Below are 26714 nucleotides of genomic sequence, written 5' to 3' on the forward strand. Positions count from 1 at the left end.
CCCGGAAGGGTGTGGGAGAGTAGGACACCGCCGGACCACACCACCAGGGTCGAGCCCCCGCACCACACGGTGCGGGGGCTCCCCGCACTTAACGAACCCACCACCGTCATCGCACCTGCTGACCGCGCCGGCCCGCCGGCCCCTGTCACGGCCTCCGCACGACGCAGGCCCCCACCGTGGCGGTGGGGGCCTGCAGCTCGCGGACGGCGGGGATCAGCCGACGATCTTGCCCGGATTGAAGTTGTTCCCGGGATCCGCGGCGGCGAACAGGCTGCGCATGAGGCGCACGCCCTCGGGGGAGACGTCCTGCTCCATCCACGGGCTGTGCTCCAGTCCCACCCCGTGGTGGTGGGACAGCGTCCCCCCGGCGTCGATGAAGGCCTGCTGGATCGCACCCTTGATCACGGCGTACTCGCCGTGCGGGTCCTCGCCGATCTCGTAGCCGAAGGTGAAGTACAGGCAGGCGCCGGAGTGGTACGAGTGGGACATGTGGGACATGATCCACCCCGTCTTGCCCTGCGACGCGAAGGCCCGGTGGGCGGCCTCGTAGACGGCCTGGTGCACGCTGGTGAGCCTGGACCACGGGGCGGCCGTCTCGGAGACGTCGCCGATGGTGTTCTGCTCGAGCAGGAAGTCGCGCAGGTACGGGGTGTCGAACTTCTTCTGGTCGTAGAGCGCGCCGGGGCCGGCGCCCAGGACCAGGGCGCCCTGCATCTTCACGAGACCGGACACGGCCTTCTTCCTGCGCTCGACCTCCGCCCTGCTGCCCTCGAAGCACACGTAGGCGATGCACATGGCATCGGTGTCCCAGCCGCGGCGGCGCATGAGCTCCCACAGCAGGTCCTGGCCCTTGGCCGTGACCTTCTTCTTGAGGGTGGCCGGGGCCTTCTGGGTGGAGAGCGAGAACGCGGTCTCGTGGGCGTCGGAGACCCGGGCGAAGGTGGTGCTGACGCCGGACCGCGCGATCTCGCGCATCGCGGTGAGTGCCTGCTGCCACGTGGGGAACATGTACGCGATGACCTCGCGGTGCTCGGCGATCCGGTGCACGTGCACGTCGAGCTGGGTGATCACGCCCAGCCGGCCCTCGGAGCCGATGATCATCTCCCGCAGGCTCGGACCGGTGGAGGTCGAGGGGAGGGGCCGCAGCACCACGGTGCCGCCGGGGCGCACCACCCGCAGCCCGCGCACGATGTCGGCGATGTCGCCGTACTTGTCGGACTGCATCCCCGAGGAGCGTGTGGCGGCCCAGCCGCCGAGGGTCGAGTGGGTGAAGGAGTCGGGGAAGTGGCCCAGCGTCCACCCGCGGGCGTTGAGCTGCTCCTCCATGTCCGGGCCCAGCACCCCGGCCTGGATGGTGGCGAGGCCGGAGGTCTCGTCGAGGGACAGCACCTGGTTCATCCGGCCCAGATCCAGGGAAACGATCGTTCGTTCTTCATCGGCGTCCGGCTGCAGGCTGCGGGAGATGCTCGTGCCGCCGCCGAAGGGGATGACCACGAGGTCGCGCTCGACCGCCAGGCGCAGCACCTGGGCCACCTCGTCCTCACCGGCCGGGTAGACGACGACGTCGGGCACGCGCGCGAAGTCGCCCGCCCGGGTGAGCAGGAGCTCGGTGACGGACTTGCCGGCCCAGTGCACGACCCGCAGCTCGTCGTCGAGCGTCAGGTGCTCGGGTCCGGTGACGGCGGCCAGCGCGTCCAGGAGGGCGTCGTCCGCACGGGAGGCGGGGACGCGCACCGTGGAGAAGTCGATGGTGTCGCGCTGGCGGGGCCGCAGGTCCACGTCCAGCGCCTTCTTGACGAACGGTGCGAAGGCGGGCTTGTTGGCGTACTCGAAGTGCACGCCTTCCTCGCCCCACCCCCACCACTTCATGTGCTTCACGGGTGCCATCTGCGCAGTACTCTCCTGGTTCTCGGGGGGTGGTGGTTCAGGCGTCGATGCGCGGACGGTGCTCGGCGTAGAGCGACCGCACCGAGGCCTCGATCCGGTCGTTGAACGAGGAGGTGGGCTCCTTCTCGCGCGCGGCCAGCGGCTCGCCGACGGCCACCACCACGCGGGGCCGGCCGCGGCGCGGCCAGCGCGCCCCGCGCGGCATCGCCTCGTACGCCCCGATCAGGGCCACGGGGACCACCGGGACGCCCACGGCCTTGGCCAGGCCCGCCGCGCCGATCTTGAAGGACCCCATCTTGCCCGTGCGTGACCGTGTGCCCTCCGGGAAGATGAGCAGCGGCACCCCCGCCTTCAGCAGCTGCTTGGACAGCCCGCGGTTCGCCCCGGTCCCCGTCCGGTCCACCGGGAAGGCGTTGAAGATCAGCTCGGTGAACATCCGCTTGTGCGGCGCCGTGAAGAAGTAGTCCGCGGCCACCCCGGTCGCGAGGTCCCGGCGGATGCGCCGGGGCACCGAGCCCAGGACGAGGGGCGCGTCGAGGTGGCTCGAGTGGTTGGCGACCACGATGCAGGCCCCGTCCAGGGCGTCGGCCGCCGGGTGGGTCACCACGGTCCGGCGGACGGTGCGGTACGCCAGGCCCTGCAGGAAGATCCGCTGGGCGATCCGCCGGGCGAGGCGGCGCCTCGGGTCGCGGAAGCGCTCCGGGCTCAGGTGCGCGGAGGACGCGGGCGGTGCCTCCGGTGCGGCCTCGGCCGCGGAGGAGGGCCCTGCGCCGTTCCCGTCGATGGAGCGCTGGACCGGCACGGGCTCCTGGGGGCCGCGGCGCGTCACGACCCGGCCGCCCGTTCCTTCTGGCGGGCCGAGGCGACGAGCCCCGAGATCCGGCGCACCGCGGAGCGGGGCAGGTGCCGCAGGACGAAGCCGAGCAGCCGGTAGCGCTTGGTGGGCATCGAGAGCACCTTGCCGCGCGCCACGTCGTCGAGCGCCTCCTCGACCACGCGCTCGGGGCTGAGCCACATGAAGGAGGGGATCGAGGACCCGCTGATGCCGGCGCGCTCGTGGAACTCCGTGCGCACCCATCCGGGCAGCAGGGCGGTGACGTGGACGCCCGTCCCGCCGAGCTCGACGGCCAGGGCCTCGGTGAACGCGGTCGTGTAGGCCTTGATCGCCGAGTACGAGCCCATCGTGACGAGCCCCGCGGTGGAGGAGACGTTGATGATCCAGCCGGAGCCGCGCGCGGTCATCGCCCGGGCGGCCGCCGAGGACAGGACCAGCACCGCCCGGCACATGACCTCGAACGCGCGGTCGTGGGCGCCGGTGTCCGGGTCGGTGAAGCGGGTCTTCACGGAGAACCCGGCGTTGTTCACGAGCACGTCCACGGGGCGCTCGGGGTCCTCGACCCGGGCGGCGACCCGGTCCACGTCGGCGCGGTCGGAGAGGTCGGCGGCCAGGACCTCCACCGGCACGCCGTGCGCCGAGCGGAGCCCGGCCGCCGTCTGCTCCAGGCGTTCCGCGTCGCGGGCCACCAGGACGAGTGCATTTCCCCGGCGGGCCAGGGCCTCGGCGAACGCGGCGCCGATGCCGGACGTCCCCCCGGTCACGAGAGCGGTAAGCATGAGATCTAGGCTACACTACGGTAGCCGTAGCGCAGTCGGGTGCGGTCCGCTCGAGGGGCGCCGTCGTCGCCCGCCGGGCGGGATCCGCCCGCAGCCCCCCGCCCGCTCCGCACCGGCCGCGGACCAGCACACCACCGGAGGAACACCGTTGACCGAGACCCCCACCACGCGCGTCCTGCTGACGGGAGCCACCGGCTTCCTCGGGCAGGCGGTGCTCGAACGGCTGCTGTCCGACCACGAGGGGGTCCACGTCACGGCCGTCGTCCGGCCCAGGGGCAGCATCAGCGGCGCGCAGCGGCTGCGGCAGCTGCTGCGCAAGCCGGCCTTCCGCACCTGGCGCGAGGCCGTGGGCGATGACGAGGCCCAGCGGGTCTTCGCGGAGCGCACCGCGGTGCTCGAGGGGGACCTCTCCGCCCTCGCGGAGATCACGGAACCGTTCGACGTGGTGATCCACTCCGCCTCCACGGTGTCCTTCGACCCGCCCATCCACGAGGCCTTCAGCACGAACGTCGGCGGCGCCACGGGCCTCTACGACGCGCTCCTGGCCTCCGGGCAGGACCCGCACGTCATCCACGTCTCCACCTGCTACGTCGGCGGGATCGCGAAGGGCCTGCGCCCCGAGGCGCCCGTGGACCACGACGTCGACTGGGCCGCCGAGTACGCGGCCGCCCAGCGGGCGCGCGACGAGGCCGAGATGGCCTCCCGCACCCCGGAGCGGCTGCAGGCGATCATCGACGATGCCACGGCGCACCACGGCAAGGAGGGCCCCAAGTCGGTGGCCCGCGCCGCGGAGGCCGCGCGCGAGGAGTGGGTGCGCACCCGCCTCGTCGAGTACGGGCGCACCCGGGCGCAGTCCCTCGGCTGGACCGACATCTACACCTTCACGAAGGCCCTGGGCGAGCGCGTCGCCGAGCAGAAGTGGGCGGGCGGCGGGCACCGCCTCTCCGTGGTCCGGCCCTCGATCATCGAGTCCGCGCTGCGCCACCCGTACCCCGGCTGGATCGACGGCTACAAGGTGGCCGACCCCCTGATCATGGCCTACGCCAAGGGCGCCCTGCCGGAGTTCCCGGGGCTGCCGGACTCGGTGCTCGACGTCATCCCCGTCGACTTCGTGGTCAACGCGATCGTGGCGCTGGCCACGGACGGGCACCGCGGCCCGTCGGGCGAGGTCACCTCGGACGGGCAGCCGGAGCCCGCCCCCGCGTACTACCAGGTCTGCTCGGGCGCCTCGAACCCGCTCCCGTTCCACCAGATGTACGAGAACGTCCGGTCCTTCTTCCTCGCCCACCCGCTCGAGGACGCCGAGGGCAAGCCCATCCGCGTGCCCGAGTGGAAGTTCCCCGCCAACAACGCCGTGGAGCGCTCGCTCGCGGTCAAGGAGCGGCTCTCCGCGGTGGGCGGCCGGCTCACCTCGGCGCTGCCCGCGACGTCCCGCACCCGCGAGTGGGCGAGCTCGCTGCACCGCATGCAGTCCGGCCTCGGCTCCCTGCGCACCTACGTGGACCTGTACCAGTCCTACACGCGCACCGAGATGATCTTCGACGACGCCAGCACCCGGCAGCTCAACGACTCGCTGCCCGCCGGCACGCCCGAGGACCGGACCTTCGACGTCCGGTCGATCGACTGGGCCGACTACTGGCAGAACGTGCACCTGCCGGCCCTGACCACGATGACCAAGGCCTACGGCCGGCTCCAGGCGGCGTCCAAGCGGCGCAACGCGGTCCGGCGGGCGCTCAGCGAAGGCACGGACGTGCTCGCGGTCTTCGACCTCGAGGGCACCGTCCTGGACTCCACGGTCATCCGGCAGTACCTGCAGCTGCGCCGCCGGACCCTCCACCTCGCGAAGTGGCCCGCGGAGGTCGCCGACCTCGTCTCGAGCGCTCCGACCTACCTCAAGGCCGAGAAGCGGGACCGCGGGGAGTTCATCCGGGCGTTCATGCGCCGCTACCAGGGCGTGCCCGCCGGGACCGTGCGGGAGCAGGTGGCCGGCCCGCTCGGCCAGGACATGCGGCGCCTCCTGCGCCCCGGGGCCCTGGCCCGGATCGAGGAGCACCGCGCCGCGGGGCACCGGACGGTGCTGGTCACCGGGTCCATCGACCTCCTGGTGGAGCCGATCGCGCACCTCTTCGACGAGGTCGTGGCGGGCCGGATGGACGAGCGCGACGGCGTGATGACCGGCTACCTCGCCACGCCGCCCCTGGTCGACGAGGCGCGCGCCCAGTGGCTCAAGACGTACGCCGAGCAAGGCGGCTACGACCTGTCCCGCTCCTACGGCTACGGGGACTCCCACGCGGACGCCAGCTGGCTGCTGCTCATGGGCCACCCCTACACGGTCAACCCGGACCTGCCCCTGTACCGGCTGGCCCGGAAGAACCACTGGCCCATCGAGGACTGGAAGACCGCCTGACCGCAGGGGCGGCGGACGGCGAGCAGGAGGGGCACCGATGGGCGACGACGACCGGACCGATCCGCGGACCGTCTCCACCGACAAGAAGATCACCGCGGCGGCACTCGCCCTCCTCCGGGAGGGCGGGCCGCACCGGGTGAGCATCGAGGCGGTCTCGGCGGCCTCCGGCGTGGCCAAGACGTCGATCTACCGCCGGTACGCGAACAGCCTGGAGATGCTCGAGGGGGCCCTCGAGGACGCCGTGGCCACGTACTCGCCGCAGCGGCCGAGTTCCCCGGCGAGCTGGGAGGAGGGCCTCGCCGAGGCGCTGGACTTCCTGCTCCACGACATGGGCATCGGCGTGGCCGTCTCGCTGCTGAGCGACCCGGACTCGGAGACGTCCCGGATCCTGCGGGCGCACCTGGTCCGGCCGCGCGTGCAGCGGCTCAAGGAGCTCCTCGCCGCGGAGACGGCGGCGGGGCGGCTGAGCCCGGACCTGGACGTCGACGTCGTCCTCGACTTCGTGCTGGGCTCCGCCTACTCCCACGTGGCCCGCTACGGGAGCCTGGGCGAGGACTGGCCCCTGCGGGTGCACCGGACGCTGACCGGCGTGCTCCGGGCGCACCGGCCCTGACCGGTCCGCGCCGCCGCCCGGCTCAGAAGACCTCGCGCTCGTCCGGGCGCCGGGCCAGCTGCGAGGCCACGTAGTCCTCGACCGCCGTGTGCGTCGCCACGTCCTTGCCGGCCCGCTCGGAGAGGAACCACCGGTGCTCGAGCACCTCGTGCACGATCTCGGCCGGCTCGAGCTTGCGGCGCATCGGCGGGGTGACCGCCTCCATGATCGGGGAGAAGACCTCCCGCATCCACAGCTGGGCCACGAGCTCCTCGGGCAGGCCCGGGTAGAGGTCCTGGCCGAGCTGGGCGATGTCGGTCAGGAGCCTGCGGGCCTGGTTCTCGTGGGCGCCCAGACCGGTGAGCCGCTGCAGGCGACGGGTGTGGTGGCCGGGCTCCACGACCTGCGGTCGCAGCCGGATCCGCCCGTCGACCGTGTCCATGGAGGCTTCCTCGACGTCGAAGCCGAGCTCGTTGAGCCGGCGCACCCGCTCCACCACGCGCCAGCGCTCGTCCATGCTGAAGGACTCCTCGACCGTCAGCTCGCGCCACAGGAACTCGTAGGTGGCGACGAGCCGGTCGGAGACCTCGAAGGGATCCACCACGTCCGCGATGTCGTGCCCCTCCTCGACGGCCCCGGCCAGCAGGTCCATGATCTCCCCGGCCACGTTGGTGCGGGCCAGCTCGATGTCGTACCCCCGCTGGCCGTCCGTGAGCTTCGGATGGATCTCGCCCGTCTCCGCGTCCACCAGATAGGCGGCGAACGCCCCGGCGTCCCGGCGGAACAGCGTGTTGGAGAGCGAGACGTCGCCCCAGTAGAAGCCGGAGAGGTGCAGCTGCACGATCAGCGAGGCGAGCGCGTCCACGAGCCGCTCGACCGTGGCGGCGCTGGGACCGGCGGAGAAGATGGCCCGGTAGGGCAGGGAGAAGCTCAGGTGGTCCGTCACCAGGGCTGCCGGCAGGAGCTCCCCCTCGGGGGTGTACCGGTCCGTGACCACGGAGTCCGGCACCACGGACGGGATCCCCATCCGCTGCAGCCGGCGCAGGGTCGCGTACTCGTGCCGGGCGTAGTGCAGAACGGTCTCCTTGACGGCGACGACCTTCTCGCCGGCGCGGGCGAAGCGCACGACGTGCCGGGAGATCCCCCGGGGCAGGGCGGCGAGGACGTGCTCCGGCCACTGCTCGAGCGGCGTGTCCCACGGCAGCTCGAGGAGCACCGGGTCCGGGAAGGCCGTCTGGATCGACACGCTCCCTGACCGTCCGCCGCGGGCGGGGCGGTGCTGGGGCGCGAGGGGGAAGCTGGGGCCGGGAGAACCCTTCATAACGGGCCATGCTAGCAACCGGGACGGCCCCGGTGCCGCCGCGCCCGGCCCCCGCGGTGGCTAGGGTGGTGAGGGTGTCGATCGAACAGCGCATCCACGCGCACTACGCCGGGCTCTCGCCGCAGGAGCAGCGGGCGGCCGACCTGATCCTGGACCACCTGGACGACCTCGCCCTGTACAGCTCGGCGGAGCTGGCGCAGATGAGCGGCGTCTCCCGGGCCACCCTCTCCCGGCTCTACCGCCACCTGGGCTTCGAGTCCTTCACCGAGCTCCGGGAGACCGCACGCACCCTGCGCCAGCAGGGCGTGCCCCTCGGCCCCGACGCCGATCCGGAGCTGAGCCGGCACCTGGAGCAGGAGCTCAAGAACCTGCGCAAGGTCCTGGAGCAGTCGGGGGAGGACCGCCCGGCCCAGGCCGTGCGCGCGCTGGCGGGCGCGAGGACCGTCCTGCTCGTGGGGCTGCGCAACAGCTACCCGGTGGCGCTGCACCTGAAGCAGCAGCTGCAGCAGGTCCGGGACCGCGTGCGGCTCGCCCCCCTGCCCGGTCAGACCCTCGGCGAGGAGCTCGTGGACGTGGGCGAGGGCGACGTCGTCGTCCTGCTGGGCTTCCGGCGGCGCCCCCGCGGGTTCGAGCGCCTGGTGGAGGTCTGCGCGGCCACCGGGGCGCGGACCGTCCTCGTCGCGGACAGCACGGCCCGGCGCCATGCGTCAGCCGTGGACCTGTGGATCGAGTGCCCGCTCGACGGCCTGGGGCCGTTCGACTCCTACGCGGCGGCCATGAGCCTCGTGTCGGTGCTCGCCGACGGCGTGCTGGCCGCGGCGGGACCGGAGGGACGACGACGGGTGAGCCGCACGGCCGAGCTCTACGAGGAGCTCGAGGAGCTGGACCTGCGCTGAGCCGGGCCGTTCCGCTGGACGTCCGGTGCTGGACGCCCGGTGCGTCGACGGGATCCGTCGGCTAGAATCCGTCAGTTGGCTGATCAATCCTGACCGGAACGGGTCCGGTCGGCACCGAAAGGAACTCGCCATGCAGGATTCCCAGGCGCTCGCCCAGGCCGAGACGCATCTCATCCACGTGCTCGAGCACTCCGATCCGCCGCGCGACGCCAGCCGCTACAACGTGACGGCCGCCGCGCGGGCCTACCACGAGCGCACCGGGGACTGGGACGTCCGGAACGCCGACCCCCAGCTCGTCGAGGAGGTGCTCGCCGACCACCCCGCCCGGGACTGATCCGGCCCCGGACACGCCGCGGCGCCCTCCCCGGAGAGGGTAGGGCGCCGCGGCGCCGGTGCGGTGCGGCTGCTGCCGGTCCGCCCGCGCGGACGTCAGTCGGGGAGGCGGTTGCCGGTGGTGGTGTCGAACAGGTGCACGTGCTCCAGGTCCGGGGCGACCCAGATGGTGGTCCCGGCCCGCGGTGGGGTGCGGCCCTCGGCGCGCACGATGATCTCGTGCGCCCCCTCGGCGTCCTCGTCGACTCCCCCGGTCGGGTCCACGGGCACGATCGTGTTGGCGGCGGTGACCGGGGCGAGGTGGCCGTAGACGAAGGCGTCCGCGCCGAGCTCCTCGACCACGTCGGCCTCGATCGGCAGCCCGGTTCCCTCAGCCGCGGGGTGCAGGTCCTCGGGCCGGATCCCGACGGTGACCCGGTCCCCGGTCAGCGCCGACTGCTGCTCCCGGGTCAGTTCCAGGCGCATCGTGCCGAAGGTCGCCGTCCCGCCCTGGACCGGCACGCGGAAGAGGTTCATCGCCGGGGAGCCGATGAACCCGGCCACGAACTCCGTGGCCGGCCGGTCGTAGAGCGCCCGCGGGGTGTCGACCTGCATCAGCAGCCCGTCCTTGAGCACCGCGACCCGATCGCCCATCGTCATCGCCTCGACCTGGTCGTGGGTCACGTAGACCGTGGTCACCCCCAGCCGGCGGGTCAGCGAGGCGATCTGGGTGCGGGTCTGCACGCGCAGCTTCGCGTCGAGGTTCGACAGCGGCTCGTCCATCAGGAACACCTGCGGGGACCGGACGATGGCCCGGCCCATCGCCACCCGCTGGCGCTGCCCGCCGGAGAGTGCCTTGGGCTTGCGGTCGAGGTAGTCGGTCAGATCCAGGATCTTCGCGGCCTCCTCGACCCGCCGGCGGCGCTCCTCGGGGGAGATCTTGGCGATCTTCAGGGCGAANNGTGACCTCTTCGAGGCCGGCGAGCATCCGCAGGGTGGTGGACTTGCCGCACCCGGAGGGGCCGACCAGGACGAGGAACTCCCCGTCGGCGATGTCGAGGTTCAGGTCGGTGACCGAGGGGCGTTCGGCCCCGGGGTACTGACAGGTGACGTTGGCGTAGCGCACAGAAGACATGGTTCACAGCCTCTTTCCCGGCAGGCACGTGCCGGACGATCCGAAGGAGAAGAGCTGCCCCCACAGGTGATGGGGACCACAGTGATCCTAGTCACTCCTGCCGTGCAGATGTCCCCGGCTCGCCGTCATCGGCGGTCATGTCGTCCGGGATCACTGCTGCGCGTCCCGGCGCAGCCCGGCCAGACGGGCCAGGGCCGAGGCCAGCTCCTCCGGCGAGGCGACACGGTGCGGGGCCACGGTCTCGCCCGTGCCCACCTTGATCCCGAGGTCGTCCGGGCCGAGCTCGCGCATGGCGTTCTCGTCCGTCACGTCGTCGCCGGCGAACAGGGTGACGTCCGCGCCGGTGGCCTGCATGAAGGCCGTGATGCCCTCGCCCTTCGTCGCGGAGTGCACCGAGGACTCGACCACGTGCTGGCCCGGGGTGATCTTCAGCCCCTCGAGCTGCTCGAACTGCTCGATCATCTCCTGCTCCGCCCGGGCGCACAGGGTCTGGTCCGCCATCGTGCGGGTGTGGAAGGCGGCTCCCGTGGGCTTGAGCTCCAGCTTGGAGCCGGGGTACCGGGCCACCTGCGCCTCCACGAGCGCGGTGGCCTGCGCCAGCAGCTCCTCCTGCGCGGGGGAGAGCTGCAGCGCGGTGTCCGCGGCTGCCGCCCCCAGCGCGTCGAGGAGCAGCTCCGCCCCGTGCGAGCCGGACAGGAGCATCCGGCCCGCCGGATCCACCACGGAGCGCAGGAACCGCATGGGCCGCCCGGAGATGACGGCCACGTACGTGCGGTCCAGCCCCAGCAGCTCCTCGAACGCGGACTGGGCCTCCGGCAGCGCCCGGCTGTCGTCCGGGTCGTCCGTGAACGGGGCCAGGGTGCCGTCGAAGTCCAGGGCGACCAGCAGGGTCTCGGCCTCCGCCGCGCGGTGGAGGGACTCCTCGAGGGCCGTGCGGGTGTCGTCGTGCGCGTTCATCACTGCTCCTCCTCACCGGTCGTGCCCGGGCGGGTGCGGGCGAGGTCCCGCAGGAAGGCCTCCGACCAGTCGTTGACGTCGTTGCCCAGGACCTGCCGGCGCATCGAGCGCATCCGCTTCTTCGCCTCGGCGGCGGACATCTCCTTGGCCCGCAGCATCGCGTCCTTGAGCCCGTCGATGTCGTGGGGGTTGATGAGCAAGGCCTGTTTGAGCTGTTCTGCGGCGCCCGTGAACTCGGAGAGGACCAGCGTCCCGGACCCGTCCGTCTTGGCCGCGACGTACTCCTTGGCCACTAGGTTCATGCCGTCCCGGAGGGAGGTGACCAGCATGACGTCGGTCGCCAGGTAGAGCGCCACCATCTCCTCGAAGGGGTAGCCGTGGTGCAGGTAGCGGATCGCGGTGTGCGAGATGGTGTCGTGCTGGCCGTTGAGGTGGCCCACGAGACCCTCCACGTCCTCCCGCAGCTGGACGTAGGACTCCACGCGCTCCCGGGACGGATTGGCCACCTGGACCAGCACCGACGGCCCCACGGTCAGCTTGCCGTCCTCCAGCAGCTCCCCGTAGGCCTTGATGCGGTGCAGGATGCCCTTGGTGTAGTCCAGCCGGTCGACGCCCAGGAACACGGTCTCGGGGTCGCCGAGCTCGTGGCGGATCTCCCGGGCCCGCTCCTTGACCTCCGGCCGCGAGGCCAGCTCCTGGATGGCCTCCGCGTCGATGGAGATGGGGTAGGACCGGGCGTGCACGGTCCACCCGGCGTCGTCCGTGCCGAAGCGCGCCGCCCCGTTCTTGAACGGCACGTCCAGGAACCGCCGCACGCAGCGCTGGAAGTTCTGGGCGTCGCCCGGGCGCTGGAAGCCGATGAGGTCCGCGCCGGAGAGGCCGTCGAGGACGGCGCGCCGCCAGGGCAGCTGCGCGAAGATCTCCAGGGGCGGGAACGGGATGTGGTTGAAGAACCCGATCGTGAGGTCCGGTCGCAGCTCCCGCAGCATCTTGGGCACCAGCTGCAGCTGGTAGTCCTGCACCCACACGGTGGCGTGCTCGGCTGCGATCTCCGCGGTCCGTTCCGCGAAGCGGCGGTTGACCCGCCGGTAGGTGTTCCACCACGTGCGGTGGAACTCGGGCGGGGCGATGACGTCGTGGTAGAGGGGCCAGAGGGTCGCGTTGGAGAATCCCTCGTAGTAGGCCTCCACCTCGTCGGCGGACAGCGGCACCGGCGCGAGGTGGAAGACGTCGTGGTCGAAGCGCTCCAGCGTCTCGTCGGCGGCCCCGTGCCAGCCCACCCAGGCGCCGGCGTTGCGGGCCATGACGGGGGACAGCGCGGCCACGAGCCCGCCGGGGGAGCGGCGCCAGGAGGACTCGCCGTGCTCCACGACGCGCTCCACCGGCAACCGGTTGGAGACCACGACGAAGTCGTAGCCCGCCTCCTGCGGCACGTCGGTCCGAGGTTCCGGCACCTGCTCCAGATCGTCCGAGGAGGCGGTGGGAGTCTGCTCTGCACTCACGGGGGTGTCCTTCCGGTAGGTCGTCGTCGTCCTGGCCCCAGTCTATTCGTCAGTGTGCTCATGGTTCCGCCTGGGGATCCGCTGAGTCGGCGGGCCGGGAGAGGGTCCGATAATCTGGGCGACGACACGCCCCCATCCGCCCCCGAGGATCTTTCGAAGAGGACCCATGGCATCCAGCAGCAGCACGACCCCCGACCCCCGGAACCGCGACGCCGCCCGGGAGCGGGCGCGGCAGGTCGCGGACCAGCACGCACGGCAGGACAAGCGCTCCCGCCGGATCCTGCAGCTGGGCATCCTCGCCCTGGTCCTCGTCATCGTCGCCGTGATCGGCATCGTGGTGGCGCAGAACCGGGCCCAGCAGATCCCCGAGGCCGGGCCCGTCCCGGCCAGCGCCAACCAGTGGGGCGGCACGGTGCTCACGGCGGACGGGATCCGCACCGGCGAGTCGGAGGTCCAGGAGCGCGACCTCGGTGAGGTCCCCGAGCCCCCGGAGACCCCGGACGAGTCCGCCGTCCCGCCGGGCGTCGAGGCCTCCGGTGACGACGAGCCCGTGCAGGTCGTGATCTTCCAGGACTTCGAGTGCGTGCACTGCGCCGACTTCGAGACCGAGAACGGGGAGGCGATCGAGGAGGCCGTGACCTCCGGCGACATCACCCTCGAGTACCGCAACCTGAACTTCCTCGACCGCTCGACGCCGACGCAGTACTCGTCCCGGGCCGCGGCGGCCGCCTACGAGGTGGGCAACCAGGTCTCCACCGAGCAGTACCTGGCCTTCGTCGAGGAGGTGTTCTCCCACCAAGGCACCGGTGGGCTGGACGACGAGGAGCTCGTGGAGATCGCCTCCGCGCACGGCGCCGACATCGCGAGCGCACTCGAGGAGAACACCTGGCGGCCGATGGTCAACGTGGTCTCGCAGGAGTCCCTGGCCAACGGCGTGTCCGGCACCCCGACCGTCTTCATCGACGGCGAGCGGCTCGGCAACGAGCCGTTCCAGGACGCCCTCGACGCCGCCGTGGAGGCCAAGGAGTAGGGTCCGCCCCCGCAGCAGCACGACGGCGCCGCGTCCCCGCCCGGGGTGCGGCGCCGTCGTGCTGTACGAGCCGTGCCGGTGCGGGGGATTTCGGCGTCCCCCGGCGCGTCCGATATCCTGAGGAACCGGTTGCCCGGGCCGCACCCGTGCGGAGGCCCGAGAGCCGCTCCGCCTCCTTAGCTCAGCTGGCCAGAGCACCTGTCTTGTAAACAGGGGGTCACCGGTTCGAATCCGGTAGGGGGCTCCACCGGTCCACGACTTTGCGGTCGCGACCACTCATGACGTCACATGTTGCGCGGAGATCTCGATCTGAGCTACAAGCCTGCTGTCCTCCGTGCGGCCACGGCAGGCGGGGCGGGCCCGGCTGGATCTCCTCGAAGAGTGTGCGCTGGTGAACACGGGCGTCGAGATCCGCGCCAACAGTGGGATCCGGAGCTCACGTTGCGGAGGCCACCGACAATTCGGCCGGGGGCGGACCACGCCGGCGAGGGTCTGAGCACCACATGCCGCTCCGGGACTGCGGCGAGACAGAACCGTGATCGCGATTCTCCCGGTCCGGGCCTTGAACCGTGACTCAGGACACTCCTACGGTGTTCATACCTATCTCATAGGTGAGACCTCTTGCCCAGGTCTCGGAACATCTCGATCGCATGACGATTCCCATGTCATGCCCATTCCACAGGAGCAATTCATGAGTACTCTGCGGAAGACCCTCGTCGGCGCGGCCATGGCCGCCGCCCTCGTGGGAGGAACGGTTGCCACCCCGGCGGTCGCGGGGTCAGATGATAGTAAGCCCAAGGATGCCGCGAGTAAATACGACAAGGGGCGTGGCGGACACGAGGATCGTGACCGGCGCGGGGACCACGACGGTGAGAAGGACCGGAAGGGCGACCGTCATCGCAACGGCGACGGCGACCGGGACCGCGAGAACAAGCACGACCGTGACCGGGATCGGGATCGCCACGACAGGGACTGGGACCGCGACGACAGGGACCGGTACGACAGGGACCGCGACGACAAGGACCGGTACGACCGCGACAAGGACCGGCACGACCGCGATGGCAAGGACCGTCACGACCACGACCGGTACGACCGGGACCGCGACCACCGCCACGACAAGGACGGCGACGACAAGAAGTACAACGGCCACGATCACCAGGATCACTGGTGGTACTGCGAGAAGCACGAGAAGTGGCACTTCTACGACGACGACAACAAGCGGAGCCGGGACCACCACGAGGACATGAAGGACGACGGCAAGCACGAGCACAAGAAGAATCACGACGACGACCACAAGCACTGATCCGGTCGGCACCGGCTTCGATGCACGGTCCGGAACCGGAGGCGGAGTCCACCGGCAGTAGGACCGGGATCCGTGCGAGGGAACGAGCGCCCCGTCCCGTGGTGGACGGGGCGCTCCCGTGCGCGGGGCGTCAGCCGGTCCTGCCGCCGTCGACCGCCGCCGTGTGCTCGAGGACGACGTCGGCCAGGGGGCCGAGCACGCTGTGCGGCAGGGCGTGGCCCAGGCCGGGGACCGTCACGAGGCGGGCGGACCCGATCGACGCCGCGAGGTGCTGGGCATGGGGCGGCGGGTTCACAGGGTCCTCGGGCGCCTCGACGACCAGCACGGGCACCGTGACGCCGGCGAGTTCCCCGGCGCGGTCCAGGCCGGACTGATCGGCCAGCGCGTGCGCCGCCGGGTTGTCCGCGGTCCCCGAGTGGGCGACGACGCGCTCCTCCAGGCGCCGGAACTCCTCCGGGTCGAACGGCAGCGCGTCGCCGTTGAGGATCCGCCAGTGCTCGACCCGCCACAGGATCTCCTCGTCCGGGTCGCGCGGGTCGGCCAGGTGCTGCCACAGCTCCAGCAGGCGCGGATCGGGCCCCGGGAGGTCGACGTCACCGGCGCCGGACGGATCGGCCAGGCCGGCGCCGAGCGCGGACGTCGCGAGGACCGTGGCGCTGAGCAGCCGGCCGGGGTGGTCGAGCAGGAGGAGCTGCACGAGCGTGCCGCCCATCGACATGCCCACCGCGTGCGCCCGGTCGAGGCCGAGGGCGTCCAGGACCGCGACCGCGTCCGCGGCGAGGTCGCGCAGCGCGTACGGGTGCTCGGCGAAGGCGCGGGTGGATCGGCCGGTGTCGCGGTGGTCGTAGCGCACCACGCGGTGCCGGGCGCCCAGGCGGGCCACCAGCTCGTCAGGCCAGGTCGCGCCGGACGCGTTGGCGCCCATCACCAGGAGCAGGGGCGAGCCCTCGGGACGGCCCGTCTCCTCCACCCACAGCTCGTAGTGCTCGTCCGCCCGCACCGTCCGTTCCATGACGACCAGTATCGTCCCCCCGCGGGGGCGCCGACAGGGCCGACAGGGGAGGGGCCCGGAGGACACGGGCCGTGCTTCCGGGCGTCCGGCGCCGCGCCGTGATGCTATCGGTGGACGCACGCGGGACGAGCTGCTCCCCGCGGCGTCCGTCGTCCGAGCCGGGCCCCCCGCACCTGTTCCGGCGCTCCCGGGCGACGGCTCCCCCCTGGGTGCACGACGCCGCACCCGCACCGACCCTGGAGGGCACCCTGGTACCCATCACCCGACGACGCGCGCGCCCCTCCGCCGCGGCGGCGTCGATCCTGTTGCTGCTCGTGCTCCTCGTCGCACCGGCCGGCCCGGCCCGGGCGGCGGAGCACGCCGAGCCCGACGGCCCGTATCTGGGGGCGCTGCTGGACTGGGGCGAGGACACGGCGGCCGGCCACGCCGAGCGCCTCGGCGCACCGGCGGCCGTGTACGGCCGGCCGGTTCCGCTGCCGATGAGCGAGCAGGAGCAGGGCCACCTGCGGGACTACTTCTCCCAGGTCTCCGGGCAGGGCGCCCACGCCCTGCTCACGATCCGTCCCGAGATCTCGCTCGGCCGGGTGGACGAGGCACGGGCCGCCGTCCTGGCGGAGCAGCTGGCGGACGCCGCCGAGGGATACGCCGGCAGGCTCTTCGTCCGCTTCGCCCCGCAGATGAACGCCTCCTGGGTGCCGTGGGGGCAGCAGCCCCGGGCGTACACGGAGGCGTTCCGGACGGTGGCGGCCGCCGTGGACGCCGAGCTCGGGGAGCCGGTCATGGTCTGGTCGCCCACGGCCGGCACGGACTACCCCTTCCGCGCCCCGTCCGGCGACCCTCCGCCGGGTGCTGACCTGGCGTCCCTGGACACGAGCGGCGACGGCGTCTGGGACCATGACGACGACCCCTACGGTCCCTACTATCCGGGCGACGACCTCGTCGACTGGGTCGGTCTCGTGGCCCCGCACGACGAGACGGGCAGCGGACCGGCCCGCAACGTCATGCCCTCGCCGGGGTCGTTCGGCGCCCTGCTGGGATCCGCGGGAGGGGCGGGGCCGTCGGAGGAGGACGACTTCTACGCCGCCTACGCCCTCGGCCGCGAGAAACCGCTCATGGTCGAGACGGGGGCCTTCTACAGCCCGGGAGCGGGCGGCCCGTCCGAGGAGGACATCAAGTCGGCCTGGTGGGACCAGGTGCTCGCCACGGTCTCCTCGGGCGACCACGACCGCGTCCGCGCGGTGGTGTGGAACGAGACGGTCGAGCAGCGCGAGAACGGTGCGGTGACCGTTGACTGGAGGATCACGGCCGACCCCGCCCTGGCCTCGGCGGCCGGCGACCGGATGCAGGACTCCGCCCTGGTCACCGGGCCCGTCACCGAACGGTCGGATCTGCCGGGCGCCGGTCCCGCGGCGACGGGGTCCGTGCTCCAGGGCCCGGCCGCGTGGGCAGGGGCGCTCGCCGTGCCGGCCCTGGCGACGCTGCTGTGGGTCCTCCCGCTCCGGGGGCCGGCGAGGGCGTGGGCGTACGCGGACCCCTCCCGGCGGGACCTCCGCATCGACATGCTGCGCGGGGCGGCCATCGTGTTCGTGGTGGTCAACCACGTGGGGATCACCTCGGTGTTCCAGCTGCTGACGCAGGAGACCGTCGGCGTCGTCTCGGGGGCCGAGCTGTTCGTCCTGCTCTCCGGGGCGGTCCTGGGCATGGTGCACGGGCCGCGGGCCAAGGACGAAATCGGGGTCGTGGTCGACCGCACGACCTCGCGGGCCTGGAAGCTCTACGTGACCGCCCTGGTCGTGGTGCTGGCCGTCTACGGGCCCAGCCTGCTCCCCTTCCTGGACGCGGGCGCCGTGACCACCTTCACGGACCAGGGCACCGGGGCCGCCGGGGTCGGTGCCGCGGGCGCCACGTACGACCTCTACTCCGGGATGGACGGACTCCTGCAGTTCCCCGTTCCCGCCCACCTGATCCCGTCGCTGTTCCTGCTGCAGATCGGCCCGTGGCAGTTCGACATCATGGGGCTGTACGTGGTCCTGCTGCTGGTGAGCCCCCTGGTCCTCGCCGCCCTGGCGCGCGGTCGCGCGTGGCTGGTCCTCACCGTCAGCCTGGCCCTCTACGCGACGGGCACCGTCTTCCGGATCCGGCTGCTGCCGTCCCAGTTCGAGGACTCGTTCCCCCTGCTGGTGTGGCAGGTGCTGTTCGTCCTCGGCATGACGGCCGGCCACCACCGGCGGCAGCTCGTCGACTGGTTCTCCCGGCACCGCCCCGTGCTGGGGGCCTGCCTCGCGACGGCCGTCGCCCTCGCGCTCTTCTCCTGGACCAGCCCGTACCTCACCAACGCCTACGACGTCCGGCTGGCCCTGCTGCCGGAGTCGACGTTCCGCACGGTCTACGACGCCTTCTTCGGGCGGACCTACCTGGGGATCGGCCGGCTGGTGAACGTGCTCCTCGTGGTGGTGGCCGGCTACACCGTGCTCAGTGCCTACTGGCGCCCGCTCGAGCGCGCGCTCGGATGGTTCCTCGTCCCCCTGGGGCAGGCCACCCTGTACGTGTTCGTCATGCACGTGTTCCTGATCCTGGCCGTGGCCAACGTTCCCGCCCTGCAGCAGGGGAACCTGTGGGTCAACACCGTCGCCTATGTCCTGGTCCTCGGCCTGCTGTGGGGCATGGTCCGGACCGGGTTCCTGTTCCGGCTCGTCCCCCGGTGAGATCCCGGGGGCCGGGCGGATCCGGCCGGGCGGGTCCGGCCGGGCGGATCCGGCCGGGCGGGTCCGGCCGAGAGGATCGGGGGTGCGGCGAGCGGACGGACCGCCGTTCATGACGGCCGGTCACTGCCTCCGGCCAGCACGTATGACGCCGCCGGCACGGACCCGGGGCGACGGTGGCCGCCGGATGCTAGTTTGCGGCTGCTCATTCTCGTCGTTCCGGCGAGGCGCCACCCCCAGCGCGCTCGCCGTCGGCGGAGAGCCCGCTCCCCCCGGAAGGCCCCCCATGCCTGCTCCCGTTCCTCCCCGTGCCCTGTTCTCCCTCACGGCCGCCGCCGCCGCGGTCGCCCTGGGTCTGACGGCCGTCCCCGCGGCCCACGCCGGCCTGTCGGTCCACTCCCCGAGCGGTCCGACGGCGCTCGCCGCGGCGAAGAAGCCGGTCCGGTCCGTCGCGGTCGCGCCGGCCGAACCCCAGCTCCGCACGTGCCCGCTGCGCTTCGGCGTCGGCACGGCCGGTGGTCCCGGGGCCTCCGCCGAGCTCGCCGAGGTGGCCGCGCTGACCGGGGAGAAGCCCTCGATCGTGCTCTCCTACAAGGACTTCCGCCAGCCCGTGCCCTACTGGGAGCTGGAACAGACCCGCGCGTCCGGGGCGACCACCCTCCTGACCTGGGAGCCGTGGGTCTGGGGCGGCGGGACCGACCAGCCCGCCCACTCCCTGGACGCGATCGCCTCGGGCGCCCACGACGCCCACATCACCGACTGGGCCACCCGTCTGGCCGACTGGGGCTCCCCGGTGATGCTGCGCTTCGGCCACGAGATGAACGGGAACTGGTACCCGTGGTCCGAGGGGGTCAACGGCAACGGCGCCGGGGACTACGTGGCCGCCTGGCGGCACGTCCACGACATCTTCACCGCTGCCGGGGCGGACAACGTCCAGTGGGTGTGGAACCCGAACGTCCCGTACTACGGGTCCACACCCCTGGACGGGCTCTACCCCGGCGCCGGGTACGTGGACGTCGTCGCCCTGGACGGCTACAACTGGGGCACCTCCCAGACGTGGTCCAGCTGGCAGCAGCCGTGGGACCTGTTCGCCTACGGGCTGTCCGAGATGCGGCGCCTGGCCCCGGGCAAGGAGATCATCGTCGCCGAGACCGCCGGCGCCGAGGCCGGGGGCTCCAAGGCCGAGTGGAACGCCCACCTGGTGCACTACTTGGCGCAGCAGCCCGACGTCACGGGCCTCGTCTGGTTCCACCTGGACAAGGAGGTGGACTGGCGGATCGACTCCTCCACCGCATCGGCCCAGTCCCTGGCGGCCGAGCTCGCGAAGCGCCCCTGTCCGTGACGGCGGTGGCACGGCGCGCCACACGGTGTCACGCGAATCACAAAAGCAAACCGTCCGTGTAGCGTGACCCCCACGACCGGCGCCGTGCCACCGCTCATCCGGAGGTGGCACGGCGCCGGTCGGTCCCCCCCAGGACCGTGTCGAGGAGTCCCCCCATGGCAGTCACCTTCCCCCCACCACCCGGCCGCCGGCTCGGACCCGTCTGCGCCGCCCTGCTCGTCGTCGCGCTGGCGGGATGCGCCGAGAACGAGGGGCCGAGTGCCACCACGGCCCCCAGCACGAGCCCGCCCGCGGTCTCGGACGGGCCCGCGCCCACGGCGACCGGCGCTGCCGCGACGCCGAGCGCCGGCCCCGCGCCGTCGGGCAACGACGTGGCCCCCTACGACGCCACCTCCACGCGGGACGCCGCCGGGTCCTTCGGCACGGCCCAGCGGCTCGACGGCTCCCTGGAGGCCGTGGTGGAAGGCCCCCGCCCCGCGACCACGGGGGAGCGTCCCGTCCGGGCCGCTCCGGGCACCCCGGTCCAGGTGTTCACGCTGACCCTCACCAACACCGGCAGCACCCCGGTCGACGCCGTGCCGTGGTCCTTCCCGGTCGCCGTCGCCGGTGCGGAGCCGGCGGTCCCCGTCTTCGACGAGTCCCTGGGCGTGCCGATGGAGACCTTTCCGACCATCGCCCCCGGGGAGAGCGCCTCCCTCGAGGTCGCCTTCGCCGCGGCGCACGACGCCGAGCTGGCCGTGCGCGTCTTCGCCACCACCACCCCCGACCACTACGTCGAGTTCACCGACTGATCGCCCAGCAAGGGACCCCCCATGAAGATCTCAGCTCTGCGCATCCCCGCCGCGGTCGCGGCCTGTTTCGCGGTCGTGCTCGCCGGTGCCCCGGGGGCGTCCGCGGCCCCGTCCGCTCCCGCTCCCGGCGTCTCGGCCGGTCCGACGACGACGCCCGGTCCCGCCGCGGGCACCGTCGCGGCAGCCGTCCGGCTCGAGCCGGTGGACGACGCGTCCACCGTGCCCGCCGGGCGCACCGCACTCCTCGACGTCCTGTCCAACGACGGCCTCGACGAGCCCTCGGCGGTGCGGCTCCGGCTCGTGGACCCCGCGGCCGACGACCCCGACGACGAGCTCGTCGATGCACTGCGCACGGACCTCGGGTCCCTGCGCGTGGTGTCCCCGGACGCGGAGTCCGAGTCCCTGCCCGAGGACTGGGAGCTCCCCGGGCACCCGGTCCTCGCCCTGGAGCCCTCCCCGGACCGGCCGGCCGACGCCCCGCCGGTGGAGGTGGCCTACGCGGTGGTGGACGCCTCGGGCGCCGAGGCGCGGGCCGTGCTCACGGTCGCCCCCGACCTCGAGAGCCAGGCGCCCCCGGGCCCCTCCGCCGGGCCCACCGGCCCGGCGGAGGAGAAGCTGCCGGCAGATCCGACGGGCTCGGCCGGACCGATCGCCCCGGCCGAGCGGGCGGTCACCGCCGAGCCGACCGCGGAGCCATCCGCGGGAGCGGAGCCCGCCGAGGAGCGAGCGGCCGCACCGGAGGCCGGGTCGCAGGAGACGGCGGCCGCGGCCGCCGCGGAGGACGTGGACGTGCCCGTCGAGATCCGGGAGGCGCTCGAGGCCGCCGCGGTCCGGGCGGCGGCCCGGACCGGGGCGCCCACTGCGGGGATGCGCCCCTGGAAGGGCGGCTGGGAGTGGCCGCACGAGCGGGGCGTGGTCCTGTGGTCGGAGGCGCACGGCGCGCACTTCGTGCAGCTCCGGGGCGCGATCGGCCACCGCTGGACCCTCGGGGGCGGGGTCGACACCCTGGGCTGGCCCGTCGACGACGAGTCCTGCCACCTCGTGGGCGGCGGGTGCCGGCAGTCCTTCTCGAAGAACCGCACGGTCTTCTGGACCTCAGCCACGGGGGCCCGGACCGTGAACATGCGGGGCGCGATCGGCCACAAGTGGATCCGCGGCGGGCGCGAGGCCGGGACCTACGGGTACCCCACCACCGACGAGATCTGCGGGTCGTCCGGCGGGTGCCGGCAGTCCTTCTCGAACAACCGCACGGTCTTCTGGACCTCAGCCACGGGGGCCCGGACCGTGAACACCCGGGGCGCGATCGGCCACAAGTGGATCCGCGGCGGGCGCGAGGCCGGGACCTACGGGTACCCCACCACCGACGAGATCTGCGGCCTGGCCGGGGGCGGGTGCCGGCAGTCCTTCACCAGGGCCCACACGATCTACTGGAGCTCCGCCACCGGAGCGCGGGCCGTGAAGACGAACGGTGCCATCGGGCAGCGGTGGATCGCCACGGGACGCGAGCGGGGCTCCCTCGGCTACCCCGTCACGGACGAGATCGGCACCGGGAGCGTGCACCAGACCTTCCAGCGGGGACTCGTCACCTGGAGCCGCGCCACCGGGGCGCGGACGCACCTGTTCCGCGGGGAGTGCCACCACCTCAACACGGGGCGCTCCGTGCAGCCGACCCGCAACGCGGCGCGCGTGTCCCTGACCATCGCGGAGGGCTACGGGCGCTCCCAGGCCACCTTCGTCAACTGCGTGCGCATCGGCGGCAGCTACGTGGAGGAGTGGCGGACGTCGGCCTACGTGGGCGCGAGCGGCTTCAAGCGCCCTGGCGTGCCCTCGGGGCACACGCAGTACCTGTACTCGCCGCAGGGCTCGTACTCGGTCACGGAGTCCTTCGGGGTCTACAACCCGGGCACCGCGCTTCCCTACCGGCAGCTCAACCCGAACTCCCGGTGGGGCGGGCGCCTGGGCACGCTCTACAACAAGTACTTCGAGTCGACCGGCTACACCTGGCCGGACGAGAACATGTGGTACTTCTCGCTCTCCGGCGACTACCGGCTGGGCGTGGTGATCAACTACAACCGCCCGCCGGACTCGACCATCGTCCAGGGCAACGGCTTCGCGATCTTCCTGCACGCCAACAAGAAGCCCACCGCGGGGTGCATCGCCCTGCACGAGCACGAGGTGGCGCGGTACATGCGCACCGCGCGGCCCGGTGACCGGATCATCATGGGCGTCCGGGCGGACCTGTTCCGCTGACGGCCCGCGACGTCAGGAGGGGACCGCACAGCGCGGTCCCCTCCTGACGTCGTCTCCTGATGTCGTCGCGGCGCCGGGCTACTCGACCGTCTCCTCCACCTTGGCCTGACCACGGCGGCCGAGGGCCCACAGCAGCAGCTCGCTCGGCGCGGCGCGGAGCACGCGCACGGTCCCGGTCCGGCCGCGGCCGCCGCGGACGGCGCCGTAGGACGGGGCGATGAGCACCACGGTGTCCTCCTCATCCTTGAGCGCGACCTTGGCCAGCAGGCTCAGGGACCGCCACAGCGCCTGCTCCTCGTCGTGCAGCAGCGGACGCTCGTGCCACTGGGGCTGGGCCCGGCGGACGTCCTCGTGGTGGACGAAGTACTCCACGGTGTTCATCCGCTTGTCCACCGGCCCCAGCCGCGCGGGCGAGTACAGCGGAGGGTGCTCCACCTTCCGCACGAGCTCGTCCCACGGCTGGCTCGCGACGGCCTGCTCGGCACGGCGGGTGCGCTCGCCGAGCACGGGCACCCGCGGCAGCACCCTTCCGGCGAGCAGATCGGGGCGCCCCGCGCGCAGCACGAGGTGCACGGCGAGGTCACGGGTCCTCCAGCCTTCGCACAGGGTGGGGGCGTCAGGGCCCAGGCGGCGCAGGAGCGCGGCGAGGTGCCGGCGCTCGACGTTGGCGAAATTGGTCACGTGGATCCTCCTCGTGGCGCCGCCGCCGGTCGGCGGGGCCGTCCCGACGACCACGCTATACCGGGCGCCCCGCCGCCAGGAACCGGCGCGGCGCGCTCCCGGACCGTCCGCGCGGGAGCGGCGGGGCCGGGCACCATTTGCGGGGGCCGGTGGGCCAGGCACCATTTGCGGGGGCCGGTGGGCCAGGCGCCATCTGCGGGGAACCAGTGGGCCCGGGCACCATCCGCGGGGAACCAGTGGGCCCGGGCACCATCCGCGGGGAACCGGTGGGGCCGGGCACCATCTGCGCGGGGCCGGCAGGTGCAGGCCTCAGCCGCGCGGGACCGGCGGGCCCAGATACAGGAGCACCGAGGCGAGGCCTGCGACCACGACCGCGCCCGCCGCCACCGCCAGCCACGGGCTGCGGAGGGACCAGGCCTCCAGCCTCTCCAGCACGGTGGTGGGACGGTCGCCGCCGGGGGCCAGGCGCCAGCCGCCCTCGAGCCGGCCCGAGCGCTGTGCACGGCGCTCGAAGGGGATCGTGGCGTACGGGACGAAGGCGCTCGCCAGGCCCAGCGCCCCGAAGCCCGCGGTCCACCGCTGGTCCACCCAGACGAAACAGGTCACCACGCAGTACCCCAGGAACACCAGCCCGTGCAGCATGCCGAAGACGGGGACGAAGGCCGCCGAGACCCCCGTGTACTTCAGGACCATGCCGAGGATCAGCAGCGTCCAGGTCACCGCCTCTGCGAGGGCGAAGCGTCCGTAGAGCTCACGGGGTGTCATGGGCAGTGCTCTCCTGGGTCTCGGGGGTGTCGTCGGGCGCGTGGCCGGGGTGTCGTCCGGGGGCGTCGCCGGGCGCGTGGCGGGGCTTCGTGGCCAACGCTTGGAGGTCGACCCGGCCCGAGGGCCGCCGCGGCGCCCTGCTCCACGGTCCGGTCGTCCCCATCCAGGATATCTGCGTGCCGGACGGCGGCGGGACAGTGGTGGAACGGCGGCGGGACGGGGGCGGGACGGTGCTCGGGACCGGTGGCGGGACGGTGCCCGGGACCGGATGCGGGCACCGGAACCGGCTCCACCACCGAATGTGGCATTTCGTGAACTGGATCACCGACACCTCTAGCAAAACCACACGAACTCACATAAACTCAAGGGAACGCAAAGATCCACCATCCTTTCCGACCGTGAGGTGAACGCCATGTTCGCAGAAGAACGCCAGGCCGAGATCGCCGAGCTGGTGGTCGCGACCCGCCGGGTCAACGGCGCGGACCTGGCGCGCCGCTTCGACGTCACCATGGAGACCGTCCGTCGCGACCTCGCGGCCCTCGAGGCCGCGGGCAGGCTCCGCAGGGTGCACGGGGGCGCCGTCTCGGCGGACCAGTCGACGTCCGACGAGAAGGCCATTTCCTCCCGCAAGCACCTGAACACCCCGGAGAAGCGGCGGATCGCGCAGGCGGCGTTCGACCTGCTGCGCACCAGCGGGGCGGGGGCCGTCGTGCTCGACGCCGGAAGCACCGTCGAGGCCCTGGCCGACCTCATCGTCCGCACCGACTCCACCCTGCCGGACGGGCAGGAGCAGCTGATCATCACCCACGCCCTGCACATCGCCGCCAAGCTCGCCGACGCCACGGGCATCGGCCTCGAGCTCGTCGGCGGGCGGGTCCGCAAGCTCACCTGGGCCGCCGCCGGGGGGCGGGCCGCGGAGCACTACACCCGGCTGCGCCCGGACCTCGCGTTCGTGGGCTGCAACGGGATCCACGCCGCGTTCGGGCTGAGCACGCCGGACCCCATCGAGGCGGTCGTCAAGACCGCCATCATCCAGACCTCCCGGCGCGTCGTGGTCCTCTGCGACTCCGCCAAGCACGATCAGGAGACCCTCATGCGCTTCGCGTCGCTCGACGAAGTCGACACCCTCATCACCGACCGGGCCCCCGGTCCGGAACTGGCCGCCGCCCTCGAGGAGGCCGACGTCGAGGTGGTGATCGCGTGATCCTCACCCTCACCCTCAACCCCTCCCTCGACCGCACGGTCGAACTCCCGGCCCCGCTGCGCCGCGGCGCCGTCCAGCGCGCCGACGGCGCCCGGCAGGACGCCGGCGGCAAGGGCGTGAACATCTCCCGGGCCCTGCGCGCCAGCGGCGTCCCGACCCTGGCCGTGCTGCCGGGCGACCCCGGGGACCCGCTGCTGGCGGAGCTCGCCGCGGCCCAGGTGCCCTACGAGACGGTCCCCGTCGGTGCTCCGATCCGCTCCAACATCACGATCACCGAGCCGGACGGCACCACCACCAAGATCAACGCCCCGGGCGCGCCGCTGAGCCCCGGGCACGTCGACGCCGTCGTCGACCTCCTCGTGCACCGCGGCGCGGACGCCTCCTGGGTGGTCCTGGCCGGCTCCCTGCCGCCCGGGGCCCCCGAGGACGTCTACGCACGGATCGTCCGCCGCGTCCGGACGGTGCTGGGGGAGCGTTCGCCCCGGTTCGCCGTGGACACGTCCGGGGCGGCGCTGCGCGGTGCCGTGTCCGGGGACGACGCCCTGCCCGACCTCATCAAGCCCAACGGCGAGGAGCTCGCCGAGCTGGTGGGGACGGTCGACGGCGAACGGCTCGAGGCCGATCCCGACCTCGCGGCCGCGACCGCCGCGGCGCTCGTGGGGCGCGGCCTGGGCGGGGTCCTCACCACGCTCGGGGCCGGCGGTGCGGTGCTCACCGTGCCGGAGGGCTCCTGGCACGCCGTCCACGAGCCCGTGGCCGTGCGCTCCACCGTGGGCGCCGGCGACAGCTCGCTCTCGGGCTACCTCATCGCCCAGGAGCGCGGCGACGCGCCGTCCGAGTGCCTGCGGCAGGCCGTGGCCTCCGGGTCCGCGGCGGCAGCCCTGCCGGGCACCCGGGTCCCGGCCCTCTCCGAGACCACCCCGGAGGCGGTCACCGTGCGGGAGCTCCCCGCGCGCGCCGTCTCCGGCTGAACCAGACCCACTCCACCTCATCCGAACCACCCGGGCCACC

General features: G+C 72.9%; 21 protein-coding genes, 1 tRNA gene and 1 pseudogene. 13 read left to right on the top strand and 10 right to left on the bottom strand.

Annotated features, from left to right (window positions below; genetic code table 11):
• Positions 1 to 213: 213 nt before the first annotated feature.
• The 3 genes from AVL61_RS10335 to AVL61_RS10345 are packed head-to-tail and all read right to left on the bottom strand — an operon-like array spanning position 214 to position 3501.
• Positions 214 to 1887, bottom strand: coding sequence for an FAD-binding oxidoreductase (locus AVL61_RS10335; RefSeq protein ID WP_058874254.1), 1674 nt, complete (start codon positions 1885 to 1887; stop codon positions 214 to 216).
• A gap of 37 nt (positions 1888 to 1924) precedes the next feature.
• Positions 1925 to 2689, bottom strand: a complete 765-nt coding sequence (locus AVL61_RS10340; protein ID WP_231738376.1) for a lysophospholipid acyltransferase family protein — start codon at positions 2687 to 2689, stop codon at positions 1925 to 1927.
• Positions 2690 to 2712: 23 nt separating this feature from the next.
• Positions 2713 to 3501 carry an SDR family NAD(P)-dependent oxidoreductase gene (locus tag AVL61_RS10345; protein ID WP_058874256.1) on the bottom strand — a complete coding sequence of 263 codons (789 nt, stop codon included), beginning with the start codon at positions 3499 to 3501 and terminating at the stop codon, positions 2713 to 2715.
• Between the two features lie 148 nt (positions 3502 to 3649).
• Here AVL61_RS10345 and AVL61_RS10350 point away from each other — a divergent pair, with 148 nt between their 5' ends.
• Together AVL61_RS10350 and AVL61_RS10355 are read left to right on the top strand one after the other, a co-directional pair.
• On the top strand, positions 3650 to 5908 hold the full coding sequence (locus AVL61_RS10350) for an HAD-IB family hydrolase (RefSeq protein WP_058874257.1): 2259 nt from the start codon (positions 3650 to 3652) through the stop codon (positions 5906 to 5908).
• A gap of 37 nt (positions 5909 to 5945) precedes the next feature.
• Entirely contained in the window at positions 5946 to 6521 is a 576-nt protein-coding gene (locus AVL61_RS10355; RefSeq protein WP_058874258.1) for a TetR/AcrR family transcriptional regulator, read from the top strand.
• A gap of 22 nt (positions 6522 to 6543) precedes the next feature.
• On the opposite strand, the gene AVL61_RS10360 is transcribed toward AVL61_RS10355, so the two are convergent.
• The gene (locus AVL61_RS10360; protein WP_058874259.1) at positions 6544 to 7746 is read right to left on the bottom strand and encodes a DUF4032 domain-containing protein; all 1203 of its coding nucleotides are present in this window, start codon (positions 7744 to 7746) and stop codon (positions 6544 to 6546) included.
• Positions 7747 to 7895: 149 nt separating this feature from the next.
• Here AVL61_RS10360 and AVL61_RS10365 point away from each other — a divergent pair, with 149 nt between their 5' ends.
• Both AVL61_RS10365 and AVL61_RS10370 read left to right on the top strand, forming a co-directional pair.
• A complete protein-coding gene (locus AVL61_RS10365) occupies positions 7896 to 8717 on the top strand; it encodes a MurR/RpiR family transcriptional regulator (RefSeq protein WP_058874260.1) in 822 nt (273 codons plus the stop codon).
• A gap of 130 nt (positions 8718 to 8847) precedes the next feature.
• Positions 8848 to 9051, top strand: coding sequence for a hypothetical protein (locus AVL61_RS10370; protein ID WP_058874261.1), 204 nt, complete (start codon positions 8848 to 8850; stop codon positions 9049 to 9051).
• Positions 9052 to 9146: 95 nt separating this feature from the next.
• On the opposite strand, the pseudogene AVL61_RS10375 reads toward AVL61_RS10370, so the two are convergent.
• The 3 genes and pseudogenes from AVL61_RS10375 to AVL61_RS10385 form a co-directional block, all read right to left on the bottom strand.
• Positions 9147 to 10164, bottom strand: a pseudogene (locus AVL61_RS10375) (ABC transporter ATP-binding protein).
• Positions 10165 to 10314: 150 nt separating this feature from the next.
• Positions 10315 to 11121: a trehalose-phosphatase gene (gene otsB, locus AVL61_RS10380; protein WP_058874262.1), complete on the bottom strand. Its 807-nt coding sequence runs from the start codon at positions 11119 to 11121 to the stop codon at positions 10315 to 10317.
• The gene (locus AVL61_RS10385) at positions 11121 to 12623 is read right to left on the bottom strand and encodes an alpha,alpha-trehalose-phosphate synthase (UDP-forming) (RefSeq protein ID WP_058874263.1); all 1503 of its coding nucleotides are present in this window, start codon (positions 12621 to 12623) and stop codon (positions 11121 to 11123) included. Before AVL61_RS10385 ends, otsB begins: the two co-directional genes overlap by 1 nt.
• Positions 12624 to 12789: 166 nt before the next feature.
• Between AVL61_RS10385 and AVL61_RS10390 the strand changes: the two genes are divergently transcribed.
• From AVL61_RS10390 to AVL61_RS10400, 3 genes are all read left to right on the top strand, one after another.
• Entirely contained in the window at positions 12790 to 13653 is an 864-nt protein-coding gene (locus AVL61_RS10390; RefSeq protein WP_058874264.1) for a DsbA family protein, read from the top strand.
• 170 nt (positions 13654 to 13823) lie between these two features.
• Positions 13824 to 13900, top strand: a tRNA-Thr gene (locus AVL61_RS10395).
• Between the two features lie 444 nt (positions 13901 to 14344).
• Positions 14345 to 14956 carry a hypothetical protein gene (locus AVL61_RS10400; protein ID WP_058874265.1) on the top strand — a complete coding sequence of 204 codons (612 nt, stop codon included), beginning with the start codon at positions 14345 to 14347 and terminating at the stop codon, positions 14954 to 14956.
• Positions 14957 to 15086: 130 nt separating this feature from the next.
• Here AVL61_RS10400 and AVL61_RS10405 read toward each other — a convergent pair whose 3' ends face one another.
• Positions 15087 to 15968: an alpha/beta fold hydrolase gene (locus AVL61_RS10405; protein ID WP_058874266.1), complete on the bottom strand. Its 882-nt coding sequence runs from the start codon at positions 15966 to 15968 to the stop codon at positions 15087 to 15089.
• A gap of 209 nt (positions 15969 to 16177) precedes the next feature.
• On the opposite strand from AVL61_RS10405, the gene opgC reads away from it, so the two are divergent.
• The 4 genes from opgC (at position 16178) to AVL61_RS10425 (ending at position 23053) form a co-directional block, all read left to right on the top strand.
• Positions 16178 to 18673, top strand: a complete 2496-nt coding sequence (gene opgC / locus AVL61_RS10410; RefSeq protein ID WP_231738377.1) for an OpgC domain-containing protein — start codon at positions 16178 to 16180, stop codon at positions 18671 to 18673.
• Between the two features lie 283 nt (positions 18674 to 18956).
• Positions 18957 to 20012 (top strand): glycoside hydrolase family 26 protein, encoded by a 1056-nt coding sequence (locus AVL61_RS10415; protein ID WP_058874267.1) that lies wholly within the window; start codon positions 18957 to 18959, stop codon positions 20010 to 20012.
• A gap of 155 nt (positions 20013 to 20167) precedes the next feature.
• Positions 20168 to 20803, top strand: coding sequence for a hypothetical protein (locus tag AVL61_RS10420; RefSeq protein WP_058874268.1), 636 nt, complete (start codon positions 20168 to 20170; stop codon positions 20801 to 20803).
• A gap of 21 nt (positions 20804 to 20824) precedes the next feature.
• Entirely contained in the window at positions 20825 to 23053 is a 2229-nt protein-coding gene (locus AVL61_RS10425) for a L,D-transpeptidase family protein (RefSeq protein ID WP_058874269.1), read from the top strand.
• 78 nt (positions 23054 to 23131) lie between these two features.
• On the opposite strand, the gene AVL61_RS10430 is transcribed toward AVL61_RS10425, so the two are convergent.
• Together AVL61_RS10430 and AVL61_RS10435 are read right to left on the bottom strand one after the other, a co-directional pair.
• Positions 23132 to 23734: a TIGR03085 family metal-binding protein gene (locus AVL61_RS10430; protein ID WP_058874270.1), complete on the bottom strand. Its 603-nt coding sequence runs from the start codon at positions 23732 to 23734 to the stop codon at positions 23132 to 23134.
• Positions 23735 to 24043: 309 nt separating this feature from the next.
• Positions 24044 to 24499, bottom strand: a complete 456-nt coding sequence (locus AVL61_RS10435) for a DUF3817 domain-containing protein (protein ID WP_058874271.1) — start codon at positions 24497 to 24499, stop codon at positions 24044 to 24046.
• Between the two features lie 412 nt (positions 24500 to 24911).
• Here AVL61_RS10435 and AVL61_RS10440 point away from each other — a divergent pair, with 412 nt between their 5' ends.
• Complete coding sequence (locus tag AVL61_RS10440) at positions 24912 to 25703, top strand: DeoR/GlpR family DNA-binding transcription regulator (protein WP_058874272.1); 792 nt, start codon at positions 24912 to 24914, stop codon at positions 25701 to 25703.
• Positions 25700 to 26674, top strand: coding sequence for a 1-phosphofructokinase family hexose kinase (locus tag AVL61_RS10445; RefSeq protein WP_058874273.1), 975 nt, complete (start codon positions 25700 to 25702; stop codon positions 26672 to 26674). The genes AVL61_RS10440 and AVL61_RS10445 overlap by 4 nt, the downstream gene beginning before the upstream one ends.
• Positions 26675 to 26714: the final 40 nt, after the last annotated feature.

The sequence above is a fragment of the Kocuria rosea subsp. polaris genome (assembly GCF_001483755.1).
GTDB lineage: Bacteria > Actinomycetota > Actinomycetes > Actinomycetales > Micrococcaceae > Kocuria > Kocuria cellulosilytica.